Origin of the sequence: Chelativorans sp. Marseille-P2723 (assembly GCF_902809845.1) — a bacterium.
GTDB lineage: Bacteria > Pseudomonadota > Alphaproteobacteria > Rhizobiales > Rhizobiaceae > Chelativorans.
Genome location: NZ_CADDWI010000007.1, coordinates 270,259 through 286,642 on the forward strand (window position 1 = coordinate 270,259; position 16,384 = coordinate 286,642).

The following is a 16,384-nucleotide window of genomic DNA, read 5'->3' on the forward strand; positions in this document are numbered from 1 at the left end:
TTAACATGTTTCTTCGCGCCCCGCTCGAACATTGTCACGCGATCCACTGCGAGGCAGAAGGTAGCAGCCAAAGCTTTTCCAATCCCTATCGAAAGCCGCTGCGCGAGTGATTGATGGGCAATGGATATCCGCCGGAAAAGTTGCAAACGCCGATCATTAGCCGATTTCATATAAGCTCGACGTGCGGAAAGAGGAAGGCGGCGGTCAGCCGGGGCATTGCAGGATGCTGGGCAAGAACCGCACGTTGATCTCAAAAGATAGGAATTTATTCCTTGACACCGTAACGGTGGTCAGGTAGGGTTGCGCCATCGTCGAAGAAGTGGGTCAACAGAAGGGTTTTTCCGAGCCCGATCTCCATTCCCGACCAGAAAGGCATAGTACCTGATTGGCGGATAGCGTGCATTGCGGGAGCCATTTTTGGTTCTGCGGGTGCTGGAGCAGATTGCCGGCCGGTCTTTTCTTCGATTTGAGAATTCGCAAGCGCTGTGCCTCCTGGCCGGCGCTTTTTTGTTCGCTGAACTTGGGAGAACGCGATGTCCCTCAGTTCTGCCGCGGCAAAGTTGCAGGCGGCGAGGGCGCTCCTGGAGGGCGCGCCGGTAAGCATCGATCTTCTTGCGCAGCTTATGGGGCGCAGCGAAAAGTACCTGAAGGAACGAGCATTGCGGGAGGGCTGGCGGGACGCGGGTAGTAGCGCTGCCGAGCCAGAGGCACTCGAAAAGCGCCTTGTGGTGCTGTCCGATCAACTCGTGGGAGATCTCGAAGCCGCTGGCGCTGAAGGACGCAGCACCGGCAGTTACGACAAGAGCCGTATCGATGCACTGTCCGTGATGCTGCGGATGGTGGAGAAACTCAGTGAAATGATTCGCGTGCCCGAGCGCGCGGCAGAGAAACAGAAAAGAAGCGATGCAGAACTGGCCGCCGCGCTCGCACTTATCGATGCCCGTATCGTGGAGATTGCCTGTGAACTCGCTGCCTCCCTGGGCAGTGAAGACCTTCAGACGACAGGAACTCGTCTACCGGCTGCTCGATGAATGGTGGATGCACGGCCGCCTGCCGCAATATCCGGTGGGCGCAAGGCTGAAGGATACATGGCTGGTACTGGGCGGACGCGGTTCCGGAAAGACGCGGCTTGGAGCCGAGTGGGTGAACGCGCTGGTGCGGGGCCTTTCGCCCTTTGCTGGGCGCAAATATGGCCGCATTGCTCTAGTGGGTGAAACGCTAGGGGACGTGCGTGAGGTGATGATCGAGGGGCCATCAGGAATCCTGTCGGTCTCGCGCACGAACCGCCCTCGTTATGAACCAAGCCGCCGTCGGCTCGTGTGGGACGACGGAGCTGTGGCGATGGTCTTTTCCTCGGAGGACCCCGACAGTTTGCGCGGGCCGCAATTCGAGGCGGCTTGGTGCGACGAGGTCGCGAAGTGGAAGAATGCAGAGGCAGTATTCGACATGTTGCAGTTCGGTCTGCGGCTGGGGGAGCGGCCGGTACAGCTTTTGACCACCACCCCCAAGCCCGTGCCCCTGATCCGCAAGCTTGTGGTGGCGGATGGGATTACGGTGACGCGGATGCGGACGGAAGAAAATGGAGCCCATCTGGCCCCCGCTTTCCTGCGAACTGTCGAACGCAATTATGCAGGGACAAGGCTGGGGCGGCAGGAACTCGACGGGGAACTGATCGATGATCGGGATGACGCGTTGTGGACGCGGGCCAGTCTGGAAGCAACCGTAGGGCAGGTGCTGCCGGATGAATTGAGACGGATTGTCGTTGCGGTCGACCCTCCTGCAACGAGCCGCCGGACCTCCGACGCATGCGGCATCGTCGTTGCGGGGTTGGCGGAGGATGGGACGGGCTGGGTCCTTCATGACGGCACCCTTAGTGGGGCGAAGCCGGAAAGATGGGCCGCATCGGTGACGGCGCTCTTCCGCCGCTTCGAAGCGGATACCATTGTGGCTGAAGTGAACCAGGGTGGAGAAATGGTGGCCAGCGTGATTGCAACCGTCGATCCGACAGCACCAGTAAAGCCGGTGCGGGCCAGCCGGGGCAAGTGGGTGCGTGCCGAACCGGTGGCCGCGCTTTACGCGCAGGGAAGGGTGCGCCATGCCGCCCGCTTTCCAGAACTGGAGGACGAGATGTGCGACTTCGGCACCGACGGTCTTTCGGGCGGGAGATCACCCGACCGCGTTGACGCGCTGGTCTGGGCCCTCACGGAGCTTATGCTCGGCTCCGCAGGTGAACCGCGCATCCGCGATTTCTCCTAGTTAGCTCGCAACCTGCGCGTGCTGCGCGCAGATCATGAAGGTAGCGCGTTCATCGTGCGCCCAGCGGACGCACCGCGCTTTATTCGCAGGAATGACAAATGGCTTGGACTTGGCCTTGGGCTCGAACCCCGGGACGGCAGAACGCGCCCCGCGAAGAGAAACACGCCGGCGGATACGGGTTCATTGCTCTGCACGGGCAGGGCGACGCGTTCTGGACGCGGCGCGACTACGCGGCCCTGGCGCGCGAAGGCTTCATGCGCAACCCTGTGGCACATCGGGCAGTGCGCATGATTGCGGAGGCGGCCGGGGCAATACCGTGGCTGGCCTATGAGGGCGACGCAGAGCTCGACACTCACCCGCTTCTCGATCTGCTTGCCCGTCCGAACGAACGGCAGGCCGGACCGACTTTCATGGAAACGCTTTACGGCCATCTGCTTCTGTCTGGCAATGCCTATGTCGAATTGATCGAAACCGGTACGGGCGCGCGGGAGATGCATCTTCTGCGGCCGGACCGCGTAAGGGTGGTGGCGGATGCAAGCGGGTGGCCTCTGGCGCTTGAGCATCAGGCAGGAAACGCGAAGCGCAGCATATCTCTCGACGAGGAAGGCAGCGGGCTTCATCTCACGCTGTATCACCCGCTTGACGATCATTACGGCTTTGCACCTCTCGTCGCCGCGTTGCAGGCGCTCGACATCCATAATGCGGCTGCGCGCTGGAACAAGGCCCTGCTCGATAATTCCGCCCGGCCTTCGGGGGCGCTGGTCTATGCGCCCAAGGAAGGAGGAAACCTTACCGACGAGCAGTTTGAACGGCTGAAACGCGAACTTGAGGAAGGCTATGCCGGCGCAAGGCGAGCCGGAAGACCGCTTCTTCTGGAGGGCGGGCTCGACTGGAAGGCAATGAGCCTTTCGCCCCGAGACATGGATTTCATGGAAGCAAAGAACGGGGCAGCACGCGATATCGCCCTGACGCTCGGCGTGCCGCCAATGCTGCTTGGCATCCCCGGTGACAACACCTATGCCAATTATCAGGAGGCCAACAGAGCATTCTACCGCTTGACGGTTCTTCCGCTGGTGGGGCGCATCACCCAGGAACTCGACAGGTTTCTCGCTCGCCGTTTTGGCGGGCAAGTGCGCTTGTCTTTCGATCTCGACCAGGTGGAAGGGCTTGCCGCTGAGCGCGACGCGCTCTGGAAACGCGTCAATGAGGCCACCTTTCTCAGCGATGACGAGAAGCGCGAGGCCGTCGGCTACGGCGTTGCGGAGGCAACTGCTGACTTCACGCGGTAAGGGCCGCATGCCCCCGCACAAGAGGAAACATCCATGTTCGGATTTAGCGAGGCTACCTGGCTATGGCTCGCAAAGGCGGCTGGCGCGGTGGTCGGCTCGGCGATCTCGCTTGCCTATCTCCTGCCCTCCGGGCGCCGCGATGCTGCTATCCGCTTTGCCGTCGGGGTCGCCTGCGGCGTCGTCTTTGGCGGAACGGCGGGGCGGAAGATTGCAATTGAACTCGGCATCGCCGGACATCTGGCACCGGGAGAACTGGTGCTGATGGGGTCGGCGGCTGCGAGCCTGTGCGCCTGGAGCGCCATCGGCTTCATCATGCGGTTCCTTGGCGCCGGCGGAACGAACGAACCGCGCCATGAAACAAAGGACTGAACGTACAATGAAGACAAGGATCGCCCTCCGCGGTGAGGAGCGAAAATATGCCGGGCTCGATATTGAACAGGTCGAGAGCAACGGCACCTTTTCCGGTTATGCAAGCCTCTTCGGCCGCGTAGATCTGGGACGCGACATTGTGGAGCCGGGCGCCTTCGCCGCCTCGATCAGGAAGCGTGGGGCGGCTGGCATCCGTATGCTCTTTCAGCATGATCCCAACCAGCCAATCGGGACCTGGCGCGAGATCCGTGAGGATTCGCATGGCCTTTTCGTGCGGGGCAAGCTGGCTACGGGCGCAGCCAAGGCACGTGAGGTGCTGGAATTGATGCGAGACGGTGCGCTCGACGGGCTCTCCATCGGCTTTCGAGCGGTCCGCGCGGTGCATGAACCGCGAACTGGGATAAGGCGGATCAGGGAGGCTGATCTGTGGGAGATTTCGGTCGTGACATTTCCGATGCTGCCGGAAGCACGTGTGGAAAAGGTGAAAAGCGCATCGGCTGGCCGCGAATTGCCGACGCACCGAGAATTTGAGCGTTGGCTCACGCGGGATGCGGGGCTGACGCGCAGCGAAGCCAAGACCGTAATCGCACGCGGCTTCGCACACTTGCTGCGCGAGCGGGACGCCGCGCCGGCAGCGCCGGAGAGTCTGGCGGCGATGCTCCGCCGGGCGACAACCCTTCTTGAACAATAGGAACACTGAATGACTGAGACGATGAATATGGGCGTCCTGGAATCGAAATCCGTTGCCGGAGACAGCGATTTTACAAGCGCCTTTTACGAGTTCATGAACACGTTCGAGGCGTTTAAGCAGGAAAACGACCGGCGGATGAGGGATATCGAACGACGTTCGGCCGATCCGCTGACACTCGAAAAAGTCGACCGGCTTTCCGACGCGCTCGACGAGCAGAAGCGTCTCATCGACCGGCTGGTACTGAAAAAGGCCCGGCCAGCGCTGGGGCGGGATGGAGGCGCACCGCTCGTGAGCCTTGAGCACAAGCAAGCCTTCGAAAATTATATCCGCACGGGCGACGACCGCCTACTGCGCGGGCTGGAAGAGAAGGCAATGTCCTTCGGCTCAGGAAAGGATGGCGGTTACGTCGTGCCGGAGGAGTTGGAAGCGGAGATCGGCAAGAGGCTCGCCGCCATCTCTCCGATCCGCTCCATTGCCGCCGTTCGCCAGGTTTCCTCGGCCGTTCTGAAGAAACCGTTTGCAGTTTCCGGCCCGGCTACCGGCTGGGTGGGCGAAGCGGCCAGCCGGTTGGAGACGGATTCGAGTACGCTGGACGAACTCTCCTTTCCAACGGCAGAACTTTACGCAATGCCGGCGGCGACGGCCAACCTGCTGGAGGACAGCGTTATCGATCTCGATGCGTGGATCGCCTCGGAGATCGAAACCGCCTTCGCCGAGCAGGAGGGGACAGCCTTCGTGCATGGCGACGGCGCCAACAAGCCGCGCGGCTTCCTCAACTATCCTCAGGTGGAGGAGGGCAACTGGAGCTGGGGCAAGGTAAGCTACATGGCCACGGGTGTGGATGGGGCGCTGCCTAACGGCAATCCGGCGGACGTGCTGATCGATCTCGTCTATGGGCTCAAGGCCGGGTACCGTCAGAATGCAAGCTGGGTAATGAACCGCCGAACCCAGGCCATGCTGCGGAAGCTGAAGGACGGGGACGGCAATTACCTTTGGCAGCCTCCGGCCACGCCAGGTGGACGCGCCATGCTGATGGGCTTCCCGGTAGTGGAGGCGGAGGACATGCCGAATGTGGCAACGGATGCGACACCAATCGCTTTCGGCGATTTCGGCCGCGGCTATCTGGTGGTGGATCGTATGGGCGTGCGCGTGCTACGCGACCCTTACTCCGCCAAGCCCTACGTACTCTTCTATACCACGAAGCGCGTGGGAGGCGGTATCCAGAACTTCGAGGCTATAAAGCTCCTGAAGTTTTCCGCCAGCTAAGCCTGTTGGCGATCCTTTCCTGGCCGTCGAGAGCGGCATCTCCTCCCACCCCTTCCGCTTTCCGGCCAGGCAGCGACGGCCCCGGCGATAACGCCGGGGCCGTCTTTCATTGAATCACTTCTTGAAGAGAGGCGTGCATGACGCTGTTTCGTACGGTCGATCCCACTGTCGAGCCGGTCTCGCTTGCCGAAGCAAAGGCACATCTGCGCGTGGCGCATGATAGCGAGGATGCATTGATTTCAGACCTTGTTCGAACGGCCCGCCAAGAGGTCGAACAGATGACGGCGACCGCGCTGATCCATCAATGCTGGCGGCTGGTGTTGGATGACTGGCCGCAGGAGGAGGTGGTGCTGCTGAAGCGGAAGCCGGTGCGGGAAATCCTCTCGGTGACGGTTTTCGACGCTGACGGGGCCGGCTCCGTGATGGCCCCCGATGCCTATCAACTCGATGCCGCCTCGACGCCGGCACGGCTTCACCTCGCCGACCGGCCGACGCCAGGACTGGCACTCAATGGGATCGAGATCGATTTTTCCGCCGGTTTCGGTGAGGCGGGAACGGACGTGCCGGACCTGCTGAAGCGGGCAATGCTACTTCTTGTCGCCCATTGGTACGAGTTCCGCGGTGCGTTTGGCCCTGACAGCCAACCCGTTTCCGTTCCTGATGAATACCGGCGGTTGCTTGCAGCCTGGCAAGGTCCGAGGCTGTGATGCAAATGCTTTTCATAGATCCGGGACGGTTCCGCACGGAACTGAAGCTGCAGAAGGCCAAGACCGTCCAGGACGGTCTTGGCGGACACAGCGTGGAATGGCGAGAGATCGGAGTGGTTCTGGCGCATGTGGAGCCGGTAAGTGCCCAAAGCCGCTTTCGGGCGGGGCAGTTCCACGAGACCGTCTCGCATCGGATCACTCTGCGCTTTCGCCAGGACGTGCGGAGCGGGATGCGTTTCGTAAAGCAGGGAAGGGCGCTGGAGATCGTCGGTGTCCAGGATGCCGATGAAACAGGTCGGTATCTGATCTGTCTGACACGTGAGGAAGGTCGATGAAGGTGACGATGCGATTGACGCTCGATGGCCTTGTGCGCGCCATGCGCGCCAAAGCACATGCTGAGGCCGGTGCCGTCGAAAGCGGAACCTATCGGGAGGCCCTTGAGCGCTTCGAAATGCGCCGGAGGGCGAACATGCGCAGCAAGGCACGCAGGGGCAGTGACAATGACCGCAGCGGCGATTGAGTTGCAGCGGGCGGTCGCAAAGAGGCTAGGTGAGGAAGCCGACCTGGTCGCCGAGATGCGCGGAGCCAAGTTCCACGACGTCGCGCCCGCCAATCTGACCTTTCCCTATATCACCTTCGGCCGCGCCAGCACGTATGACTGGAGCACCGCGACAGAGGAAGGAAGCGAGCATCTTTTCGCGCTGCATATCTGGTCGACCTACAAGGGGCGGAAGGAGGCGCTGAGGCTCATGGACATGGTGCGAGCGGCGCTACATGAGGGGGAGCTCAAGTTTGACGACCATCACCTAGTCAGCTTGCGACTGATTTCTACCGAAATGCGCTTTGACGAGGCTATTTCCGCCTATGAGGGAGTGATGCGGTTCCGCGCGCTCGTGGAATAGCGCGACACCGAGAGATCAAGCGCGAACGAGCGGCATCCGCCCGCTTCCGCACGCCACAATTTCACACATTTAAGGAGACCTTCAATGGCCGCACAAAGGGGCAAGGACCTGCTTTTGAAGCTCGACGAAACCGGGTTTGGCAACTTCATCACAGTGGCGGGACTGCGCACAAAGCGTTTGGCCTTTAACAGCGAGACGGTGGACATCACCGACGCCGATTCGAACGGCCGCTGGCGGGAGTTGCTGGCGGGAAGCGGCGTTCAGAGGGCTTCCCTCAGCGGGTCCGGAATTTTCAAGGACGCACACTCGGATGCAGCGATCCGTTCGCGCTTCTTTGCAGGTGAGAACACAGTATGGCAGCTCGCAATTCCGGACTTCGGAACAGTTTCTGGAAGCTTCCAGATCACCGCGCTCGAATATGCCGGTAATCATGATGGGGAAGTGACTTTCGAGATCGCACTGGAATCAGCGGGGCCTGTGAGCTTTGCGGAGGTTGAGGGATGAGCGTTAACCGCAGGCGCGGCGAAATTGCCGCAAGGCTCGACGGGCGTGATTACCGGCTCTGCCTGACGCTTGGAGCGCTGGCCGAACTGGAGGAGGCGTTCGCCGCGGAGGATCTTAACCAGCTTGTTCAACGGTTCGGCACGGGACGCCTCTCGGCGCGGGATCTTGCCGCCATCATCGCTGCGGGGTTGAGAGGCGGGGGAACGCAGGTAAACGAGGAGGATGTGCGCGCGATGCAGTGCGAGGGCGGGGCGGCCGGCTTTGCGCAGATCGTAGCGGAACTCCTGGCTGTCACTTTTGGAATGGCGGAGGAAAACAACCGCGAAAACCCTCCAATGCCGCAGCCGGGCGAGGAGCACCCTTCCCTTGGGACAAGGTGATGGGCGTTGCTTTCGGCGTGCTGCGGCTTTCTCCCGACACGTTCTGGTCGATGACCCCGATCGAATTGAACGCTGCACTTGGGGCCGCCGGACTGTCACGCCCAAAGGCGCCCGGGCGAGACGAGCTTGCTCGGCTTATGCGGCTTTTCCCCGACCGCAAAACTGGAGACTTGAATGGCGGATGAACTGAGAGTGCCAATCGTTGCCGAAACGGCGCCTTTCGAGGAGGCGCTGAACAACCTCACAGCACTGTCGTCCACTTTCGGCGCACAACTGACCGGAGCTTTTAAGAGTGCGGCGGTCAGCGGAAAATCACTGGATGATATCTTGCGCAAGATTGGCCTCAACCTGGCATCGATGGCGCTGGATCAGGGACTGCGTCCGCTGCAAAGCCTGGGCAATGCACTGATAAGCGGGCTTCTTGGGGGGCTTGGTGGAATCATGCCTTTTGCAAGGGGAGGCGTGGTCCCCTTCGCCGACGGAGGGATTGTATCGACGCCGACCTATTTTCCCGCCGGCCGCAATATCGGGCTGATGGGGGAGGCAGGCGCGGAAGCGATTCTACCCTTGCAGCGAACTGCAGACGGACGGCTGGGCGTGGCAGCGAGCGGTGGGCAAAGGCCGACACAGGTCATCTTCAACGTGACGACGCAAGATGCAGCCTCCTTCCGCAAATCGGAGGCGCAGATTACCGGAATGTTGGCACGCGCGGTCTCACGCGGAGCGCGCACCCTTTAGGCTCGGAGGTAGAATGGACAGTTTCCATGACGTGCGTTTCCCGCTCGGAATTTCCTTCGGAGCAACGGGAGGCCCCGAACGTGCCAACGAAATCGTCGAACTCACGTCGGGGCGCGAGAAGCGCAACGCACGCACGGCCGGATCGCGCCGGCGCTACGACGCCGGCACCGGCGTTCGTTCGCTGGAGGATCTTTACGAGGTGATTGGGTTTTTCGAGGCGCGACGCGGATCGCTTCATGCCTTCCGTTTTCGCGACCCTTTCGACATGAAATCTTGCGCACCACATCTGACACCATCTGCTTTGGACCAGCCGATTGGCATCGGCGACGGAAGCCAGAACCGCTTCGCGCTCATCAAGACTTACGGTGAAGGGCCGGATGCCTATCAGCGGCGCATAGTGCTGCCGGTCCCGGGAACGGTGCGCGTTGCAGTCGCCGGAGTGATGAAAGCGGAAGGTCCCGACTTCACCGTCGATAATGGAACAGGCGAGATCGTCTTTGGGCCCGGCTCCCTTCCCGGTCGGGAAGAGGCAGTGACTGCGGGATACGAGTTTGACGTTTCCGTGCGCTTCGACACCGAGCGACTGACAGCGAGCATAACCGCTTTCAAGGCCGGGCAAATCCCCTCTATTCCGCTTGTGGAGGTACTTTGATGGCAAACATTTCTCCAGCCTTCGCCGCACATCTGGAAGGGGAGGTGACATCGGTTTGCCATTGCTGGCGGCTGGTGCGCAAAGATGGAAAGGTGATGGGGTTCACAGACCATGACCGCATCATTCTTTGCGATGGCACGGAGTTCAAGCCGGATAGCGGATTTGCTGCAAGTGAAGCCAGAAAGTCACTGGGACTTGCGGTCGACACGGTGGATGTGGAAGGCGCATTATCGTCGGCGGATATCCAGGAGGCGGACATTCTGGCCGGCCTCTATGATGGTGCCACCGTCGAGACCTTCCTAGTCAACTGGCAGGACCCGGTCCAATTCGCGCGCCTTCGCCGCGCCGTTATCGGGCAACTCACCCGGCGTGACGGGCGTTTCCTGGCAGAGCTTGAAAGCCCTGAGCGGGCGCTCGATCAGACCAGCGGGCGCACCGTGCGGCGTAACTGCGACGCCGAACTTGGGGACAGGCGCTGCGGCCTCATTCTCGATGCACCGAAATATAAAGGGGAGGCCGTGGTCGTTAAGGTTGAAGGAAGCAGCATCACGGTTTCGGGCCTTGATGCATTCCAGAGCGGCTGGTTCAGCCATGGCGTTGCAACCTGGATCTCCGGCAAAAGCGCGGGACGCCGAGAGCGGATATCCGCTCACCGCAATAGCTTGGAAGGCACGGTTCTCGACCTTTGGCGAGAACAGGCAGCCGGGGTCGAGGTGGGAGATACGATTACCGTTATTGCCGGGTGTGACAAGCGGTTTGCAACCTGCAAGGCGAAGTTCTCCAACTCGGAGCGCTTCCGCGGCTTTCCGCATTTGCCTGGAGATGACGCGGCCTATGGATATGTCGTGGAAGGCGATCGTTTCGATGGCGGGCCGCTGGTCGAATGAGCACGTCTGATATTGCCGCAGCGGCAAGGCCGGAGCAGGTTATTGCCGAGGCACTGAGTTGGGTCGGCACACCCTACCGGCATCAGGCAAGCCGTAAAGGGGTCGCCTGCGACTGCGTTGGCCTACTGCTCGGCATCTGCCGGGGGCTCTATGGCAGGCAGCCGGTGTCACCCGGCCCTTATACGCAGGACTGGTTGGAGGCGGGAGGCGAGGAACGCCTGCTGGATGGAATGCGTCAGCATTTCATTCCCTGCGGTGATGCGCTCCTGCCGGGCAGAATTATCGTGTTTCGGTGGCGACCGCACTTGCCGGCCAAACATCTTGGCATTCTGACAGGGCCGACTGCTTTCGCGCATGCCTACGAAGGACGAGGCGTGCTCATATCGCGGCTGGTCCCGCAATGGCGCCGGAGGATCGCCGGTGTCTTCGAGTTTCCAGCGTCTTTGAAGAGATAGGTTCATGGCAACCATCGTTCTGCAGGCCGCCGGCGCCTTTCTAGGCGGGGCGTTCGGTGCTTTTGGCACGGCTATCGGCTCGGCGGCCGGTGCAGTCGCCGGCTATGTTGTCGACCGGGCCCTTCTAGAAAGCACACGCCGCTATGAGGGACCGCGGCTTGCTGCGGCGCGCCCGTTCACCGCCGAGGATGGAGCGAGCTTGCCGCGCCTTTACGGGACGGTGCGCGTTGGCGGTACGCTCATCTGGGCGACACGCTTTGAAGAAAGGCGCACGACAGAGCGGCAGGGCGGCAAGCTCGGACCAAAGGTGACCACTTACTCGTATTACGCCAATGTTGCTTTCGCGATCTGCGAAGGAGAAATAGCCGGGGTGCGCCGCATCTGGGCTGATGGGCGGGAAATAGACCGAGACCGGTTTGAGATCCGCATCTATCGCGGTACCGAGGACCAGCTACCCGACCCTCTTATCGAAGCAAAGCAGGGGAAGGGAAACGCGCCTGCATATCGAGGCACAGCCTATGCGGTGATCGAGCGTTTTCCCATCGACGACTATGGCCGGCGAATCCCGCAGTTCCATTTCGAGGTCATGCGTCCGGCTCGGGAACTCAACGAACGCATCCGGGCGGTCACGCTCATACCAGGCTCCACCGAATATGGGCTTTCGCCAACGCTCGTGACGCAGAGGGTGGGGCCGGGCGAGACTGCTGCGGTGAACCGTCATAACCGCTACGCCAGGACGGATTTCGAGGCGTCGCTAGACGAGCTGCAGGCACTCTGCCCGAACCTGAAAACGGTGTCGCTCGTGGTTACCTGGTTCGGCACAGACCTGCGTGCGGGCGAATGCAAAATACGTCCCATGGTGACGCGGAACGATCCCAAGGGGTTTTCTGCACCCTGGCTCGTTTCAGGTGTCAGCCGACAGCAGGCCCACGTCGTTTCCACCGCCCTCGGGCATCCCGCATATGGCGGAACGCCAACAGACAGATCAGTGCGTGAGGCTATAGCGGCCATTCGCGCGAGAGGTCTGAAGGTGGGGCTTTATCCCTTCGTCATGATGGATGTGCCGGCGGAAAGCGAACTGCCGAGCCCCTATGGCGAGCCTTCACAGCCGGCCTATCCCTGGCGCGGGCGTATCACTTGCCACCCCGCGCCAGGCAGGCAGGGCACACCCGACAAGACGGCGGCGGTACGTGCGCAGATCGCAGCGCTGGCAGGGACAGCGGCGCCGGGGCAGTTTTCCCGGCAGAAGGATACGATCTCATTCAATGGCACTGCGGATGAATGGAGCTACCGCCGATTTGTGCTTCACTATGCGCATCTGGCTATGGCAGCAGGAGGTGTGGACTCCTTCCTGATCGGCTCGGAACTGCGAGGGTTGACGACCCTGCGTGACGGCTACAACCGCTTTCCCTTTGTGGAACTGCTGGAGAACCTTGCCTCGGAGGTCCGGGGCATTCTCGGTGAGAAGGCCGCCATTACCTATGCAGCCGATTGGAGCGAATATTTCGGCTATCACCCGCAGGACGGTTCGGGCGACGTCTTCTTCCATCTAGACAGCCTGTGGGCTCATCCTGACATCGATGCCGTCGGAATCGACAACTACATGCCACTATCTGACTGGCGGGACGCGGACACCGATGGCAGCAATCCCGACGGGATGACGACACCCTATGACCTTCCGGCTCTGCGTGCCGGGATCGTATCTGGCGAGGGCTATGACTGGTTCTATGCGTCCATTGCAGACAGGGTCGAGCGAAAGCGGACACCGATTATCGACGGCGCCTATGGAAAGCACTGGGTCTTCCGCAACAAGGATCTGGTGAGCTGGTGGTCGAACCATCATTACAACCGCATTGCAGGTGTTGAAGAAGCTGCCCCGACCGCATGGGTGCCCAAATCAAAACCTTTTCACTTCACCGAACTGGGCTGCGGCGCGGTGGACAAGGGGCCAAACCAGCCAAATGTCTTTCCCGATGCGAAATCATCGGAGAGCTTCTCACCATATTTTTCCAATGGTGGCCGTTCCGATCTCGCGCAATACCGCTTCCTCCAGGCGCATTATCTGCACTGGCTAGAGGGTGGTCAGGAGGCCAATCCGGTTTCCCCAATCTATGGCAGCCGGATGGTGGATGTGGACGCGATCAGCCTCTGGGCCTGGGACGCACGTCCCTATCCGGCCTTTCCCGTCTATGCCGACATTTGGAGCGACGGGGCCAACTGGTCGCGCGGGCATTGGCTTAACGGAAGGTTAAGCGGCATATCTGTCGGCGCGCTGATCGACATGATCCTCGCCGATCACGGTCAGCCGCCGGCGGATACAAGCCGGGCCGACGGGATGGTCACCGGCTACATCGTTGCAGATCCGACAACGGCGCGTGCCGCCATCGAGCCCATCGCTAGACTATTCGGCCTTGGCGTGCTCAACGGCGATGACGGGCTTGTATTCGCCAGCGAGGGAGCGGGGGTCGGAAAGGCGCTGGTCCTGAACGATTTGGTAAGGGCGCAAAGCAGCGGGACGGTGGAACGGCAGCGCGAGCCGGACCATGCACTACCCGCCTCGGCCCAACTGGACTTCCGCAATCCGCTGAACGACCACCAGTCGGCAACCGCAAGCATTGCATATCTTAACGCAGGAGGTACCGGTACAAGTTTCATCAGTTTTCCCGGTGTCCTGCCGACGGGCGAGGCGGAAAGGCTTGTGCGCGACCTGCTGCGGCGGACGTGGGATGGACGCGAGCGCGTCCGCTTTGCAGTGCCTGCAACGGAGCGGCGAGTGGAGCCGGGAAGCATCGTTCGACTGCCGGGTGTGGCTTTGGGGCCCGAATATCTGGTGACGGAGGTGGAGGACGGTCTTACACGTCGCGTAGATGCGCGGCGCATAGCAAGGGTGCCCTCGTCGCCCGCGCGTGAGGAGGAGAAGGGCGAGGAACGGGTGGGCACTGGCAGGGAGTTCACCGTCAGCCAGCCGGAGGCGCTGTTTCTCGACTTACCTTTGCGTTCGGCAACGGATGCGCCAGAGGATCAGTTCCGCATTGCGGTGCATGCCGTTCCATGGCGGACACAGGCAGTGCTGGTCTCGCCGGAGGAAACGGGCTTTGCCTTGCGCGCGACAGCGCCGGAGCGGGCTGTAATCGGTGCTTTGGAGAGCAGCCTTCCGGGAGGAAGAGTCGAAGGCCGGTTCGATCGCTCCTCAGGCCTTACTGTCCGGCTCCTTAGCGGCGAGCTGTATAGCGTTTCGCGGCTGCAACTTCTCAACGGCGCCAATGCTGCCGCAATCCAATCTGCTGCGGGCGTCTGGGAGATCGTGCAGTTCGAGGAAGCGGAGGAGGTAGAGCCCGATCTATGGCATTTAACAAACCTTTTGCGGGGTCAGCTTGGTACAAATGACGCAATGTCCGCCGGGGCGAAAGCTGGAGCGTCCTTCGTGTTGCTGGATGATGCCGTCACCCCGGCAGGATTGACCGCCAGCGAGATCGGCCTGGATCTGAACTGGCGCATCGGACCGATGGCCTATGATATTTCGGGCGAGAACTACCTGCCAATGACCGGGCGAGGCGGCGAGCGCGCCTTGATGCCCCTATCGCCAGTGCACCTGAGAAGCAGGGTCGAGGGCGGGGACCTCCACCTTTCCTGGCTGCGGCGCGGGCGGATCGATGCCGATAGCTGGCTGGCTGAAGATATCCCGCTTGGTGAGGAGAGAGAGGAATATCGCATTGAAATCGCCCCGGTAGGCGGCAGTCCGCGACGCATTGCGACTGTCTCGTCGCCGGAATGGATCTATAGCGCCGACATGCGGTCGGCGGATTTTCCCGAACCGAGCCAAATCGAGGTCACGGTCAGGCAAATGAGCGTTGCAATAGGCGCAGGCCTGCCTGCACGCACAATCCTGTCCCTGCCTTAGTTCTAGTGAAGGAGAGCGAAATGACGGAACTGAAACCCTGGTATCTGTCCAGAACCATCTGGGCCTCGCTGGTCACGATAGGAGCGGGGCTTGGCGGGATCTTCGGGCTGCCTGCGAGTGAGATCGACAACGCCGCGCTGGTGGATACGTTGCTGCAAGCGATTACCGCCGCCTCTGGTCTTATTGCCATCTTCGGGCGGCTGAAAGCTTCTGCACGTATAGGTTAAACGCTGGACGGAAAAGAGGGGCGGCAACCGCCGCTTCCTCTTTGCCGATTGTTCATTCCCCATTCAGACGGGTTGGGCTAAAAAGCCGTTATGATGAAATTCAGCTCACAAATACTTCGCGCGGCCTGTGGGGCGATAACAGTCGCGTTGCTGGTGCTCGACGCCTTCATGCATCCAGCCTTGGCTGGCAATGCCCTGCTTTTTGCCCAGGGCGCTCCCGACTGCTATGCGATCGGCCAGCGCATTGCTGCCCAGCAGGGCGGCAGGCTTGCCCGTGCCGCCGCGGAGTCCCAGGGCGGCAATACGGTCTGTAGGATCGTCATCCTTGTGCCAGGACGGGAGGGCGAACGGCCTAGGCGCACGGAGCTTGTCGTTCCGGCGGGGTAGATGTTCTAGCGATGCCTCTTCAGTTTTCCTTTCGGGTACGGGGCAGTTTACCACCATTTCGAGCGTAAGCGAGTGGGTGCATGCGTATTCTCGTCGTCGAGGATGACAATAACCTGAACCGGCAAATCTGTGAGGCCCTGAGCGATGCGGGCTATGTGGTTGACCGCGCATTCGATGGTGAGGAGGGCCACTTCCTGGGCGATACGGAGCCATACGACGCTGTGGTACTGGATCTCGGGCTGCCGCAGATGGACGGCATCAGCGTAGTGGAACGATGGCGGAGGGACGGCCGGACCATGCCGGTGCTCATTCTCACCGCCCGCGACCGGTGGAGCGACAAGGTTGCGGGGATCGACGCCGGCGCGGACGATTATGTGACCAAACCGTTCCATATGGAGGAGATTCTTGCGAGGCTGCGCGCGCTTATCCGCCGGGCCGCCGGACATGCCTCTTCGGAGCTTTTTTGCGGCCCGCTGCGGCTGGACACGAAGGCAGCCAAGGCGGACATTAACGGGATTCCGCTGAAACTTACCTCGCACGAATACCGGATGCTCGCCTATCTGATGCACCACAAGGATTCGGTCGTTTCGCGCACGGAATTGGTCGAGCACCTCTATGACCAGGATTTCGATCGTGATTCAAATACAATAGAAGTCTTTGTCGGGCGGTTGCGGAAGAAGCTCGGCCTTGACCTCATAGAGACGGTGCGCGGGATGGGATACCGCCTGCGCGAGCCGGATGCCTGAAGGACCGCAAGGTCGGACGAAACGAGC

The 16,384-nt window shown here is 61.2% G+C and carries 21 protein-coding genes; all 21 read left to right on the plus strand.

Features of this window, described 5'->3' with window-relative positions:
• The first annotated feature begins 533 nt into the window (after nucleotides 1-533).
• The 21 genes from HUS57_RS01345 to HUS57_RS01445 all read left to right on the plus strand — a co-directional run bounded on the left by HUS57_RS01345 (nucleotide 534) and on the right by HUS57_RS01445 (nucleotide 16,357).
• Nucleotides 534-1,031 (plus strand): hypothetical protein, encoded by a 498-nt coding sequence (locus HUS57_RS01345; RefSeq protein ID WP_173931129.1) that lies wholly within the window; start codon nucleotides 534-536, stop codon nucleotides 1,029-1,031.
• Nucleotides 1,032-1,038: 7 nt separating this feature from the next.
• Nucleotides 1,039-2,256, plus strand: coding sequence for a terminase family protein (locus HUS57_RS01350; RefSeq protein WP_246727697.1), 1,218 nt, complete (start codon nucleotides 1,039-1,041; stop codon nucleotides 2,254-2,256).
• A 98-nt stretch (nucleotides 2,257-2,354) separates the two neighbouring features.
• A complete protein-coding gene (locus HUS57_RS01355) occupies nucleotides 2,355-3,545 on the plus strand; it encodes a phage portal protein (RefSeq protein WP_173931131.1) in 1,191 nt (396 codons plus the stop codon).
• Nucleotides 3,546-3,578: 33 nt separating this feature from the next.
• Nucleotides 3,579-3,914, plus strand: a complete 336-nt coding sequence (locus HUS57_RS01360; RefSeq protein ID WP_173931132.1) for a DUF6107 family protein — start codon at nucleotides 3,579-3,581, stop codon at nucleotides 3,912-3,914.
• Nucleotides 3,915-3,921: 7 nt separating this feature from the next.
• Nucleotides 3,922-4,605 carry an HK97 family phage prohead protease gene (locus HUS57_RS01365; RefSeq protein WP_246727684.1) on the plus strand — a complete coding sequence of 228 codons (684 nt, stop codon included), beginning with the start codon at nucleotides 3,922-3,924 and terminating at the stop codon, nucleotides 4,603-4,605.
• A 21-nt stretch (nucleotides 4,606-4,626) separates the two neighbouring features.
• Nucleotides 4,627-5,871, plus strand: a complete 1,245-nt coding sequence (locus HUS57_RS01370) for a phage major capsid protein (RefSeq protein WP_246727698.1) — start codon at nucleotides 4,627-4,629, stop codon at nucleotides 5,869-5,871.
• A 137-nt stretch (nucleotides 5,872-6,008) separates the two neighbouring features.
• Nucleotides 6,009-6,578: a head-tail connector protein gene (locus HUS57_RS01375; protein WP_173931135.1), complete on the plus strand. Its 570-nt coding sequence runs from the start codon at nucleotides 6,009-6,011 to the stop codon at nucleotides 6,576-6,578.
• A gap of 5 nt (nucleotides 6,579-6,583) precedes the next feature.
• Nucleotides 6,584-6,913 (plus strand): phage head closure protein, encoded by a 330-nt coding sequence (locus tag HUS57_RS01380; RefSeq protein ID WP_246727685.1) that lies wholly within the window; start codon nucleotides 6,584-6,586, stop codon nucleotides 6,911-6,913.
• Nucleotides 6,910-7,098 (plus strand): hypothetical protein, encoded by a 189-nt coding sequence (locus tag HUS57_RS01385; RefSeq protein ID WP_173931137.1) that lies wholly within the window; start codon nucleotides 6,910-6,912, stop codon nucleotides 7,096-7,098. Before HUS57_RS01380 ends, HUS57_RS01385 begins: the two co-directional genes overlap by 4 nt.
• Nucleotides 7,079-7,480 (plus strand): DUF3168 domain-containing protein, encoded by a 402-nt coding sequence (locus HUS57_RS01390; protein WP_173931138.1) that lies wholly within the window; start codon nucleotides 7,079-7,081, stop codon nucleotides 7,478-7,480. The genes HUS57_RS01385 and HUS57_RS01390 overlap by 20 nt, the downstream gene beginning before the upstream one ends.
• An 84-nt stretch (nucleotides 7,481-7,564) precedes the next feature.
• The gene (locus tag HUS57_RS01395) at nucleotides 7,565-7,984 is read left to right on the plus strand and encodes a phage major tail protein, TP901-1 family (RefSeq protein ID WP_173931139.1); all 420 of its coding nucleotides are present in this window, start codon (nucleotides 7,565-7,567) and stop codon (nucleotides 7,982-7,984) included.
• Entirely contained in the window at nucleotides 7,981-8,364 is a 384-nt protein-coding gene (locus HUS57_RS01400) for a gene transfer agent family protein (protein ID WP_173931140.1), read from the plus strand. Before HUS57_RS01395 ends, HUS57_RS01400 begins: the two co-directional genes overlap by 4 nt.
• Complete coding sequence (locus HUS57_RS01405) at nucleotides 8,364-8,549, plus strand: phage tail assembly chaperone (RefSeq protein WP_173931141.1); 186 nt, start codon at nucleotides 8,364-8,366, stop codon at nucleotides 8,547-8,549. Before HUS57_RS01400 ends, HUS57_RS01405 begins: the two co-directional genes overlap by 1 nt.
• Nucleotides 8,539-9,102, plus strand: coding sequence for a phage tail tape measure protein (locus HUS57_RS01410; protein ID WP_173931142.1), 564 nt, complete (start codon nucleotides 8,539-8,541; stop codon nucleotides 9,100-9,102). The genes HUS57_RS01405 and HUS57_RS01410 overlap by 11 nt, the downstream gene beginning before the upstream one ends.
• 13 nt (nucleotides 9,103-9,115) lie before the next feature.
• A complete protein-coding gene (locus HUS57_RS01415; protein WP_173931143.1) occupies nucleotides 9,116-9,754 on the plus strand; it encodes a DUF2460 domain-containing protein in 639 nt (212 codons plus the stop codon).
• Nucleotides 9,754-10,641: a DUF2163 domain-containing protein gene (locus HUS57_RS01420; RefSeq protein WP_173931144.1), complete on the plus strand. Its 888-nt coding sequence runs from the start codon at nucleotides 9,754-9,756 to the stop codon at nucleotides 10,639-10,641. Before HUS57_RS01415 ends, HUS57_RS01420 begins: the two co-directional genes overlap by 1 nt.
• Nucleotides 10,638-11,096 (plus strand): peptidase P60, encoded by a 459-nt coding sequence (locus HUS57_RS01425; RefSeq protein ID WP_173931145.1) that lies wholly within the window; start codon nucleotides 10,638-10,640, stop codon nucleotides 11,094-11,096. Before HUS57_RS01420 ends, HUS57_RS01425 begins: the two co-directional genes overlap by 4 nt.
• Nucleotides 11,097-11,100: 4 nt before the next feature.
• Nucleotides 11,101-14,997, plus strand: a complete 3,897-nt coding sequence (locus HUS57_RS01430) for a glycoside hydrolase TIM-barrel-like domain-containing protein (RefSeq protein WP_173931146.1) — start codon at nucleotides 11,101-11,103, stop codon at nucleotides 14,995-14,997.
• 20 nt (nucleotides 14,998-15,017) lie between these two features.
• Nucleotides 15,018-15,224 carry a hypothetical protein gene (locus HUS57_RS01435; protein WP_173931147.1) on the plus strand — a complete coding sequence of 69 codons (207 nt, stop codon included), beginning with the start codon at nucleotides 15,018-15,020 and terminating at the stop codon, nucleotides 15,222-15,224.
• A gap of 90 nt (nucleotides 15,225-15,314) precedes the next feature.
• Complete coding sequence (locus tag HUS57_RS01440; RefSeq protein WP_246727686.1) at nucleotides 15,315-15,611, plus strand: hypothetical protein; 297 nt, start codon at nucleotides 15,315-15,317, stop codon at nucleotides 15,609-15,611.
• Nucleotides 15,612-15,691: 80 nt separating this feature from the next.
• Complete coding sequence (locus HUS57_RS01445) at nucleotides 15,692-16,357, plus strand: response regulator transcription factor (RefSeq protein WP_173931148.1); 666 nt, start codon at nucleotides 15,692-15,694, stop codon at nucleotides 16,355-16,357.
• The last annotated feature ends 27 nt before the right edge of the window (nucleotides 16,358-16,384 follow it).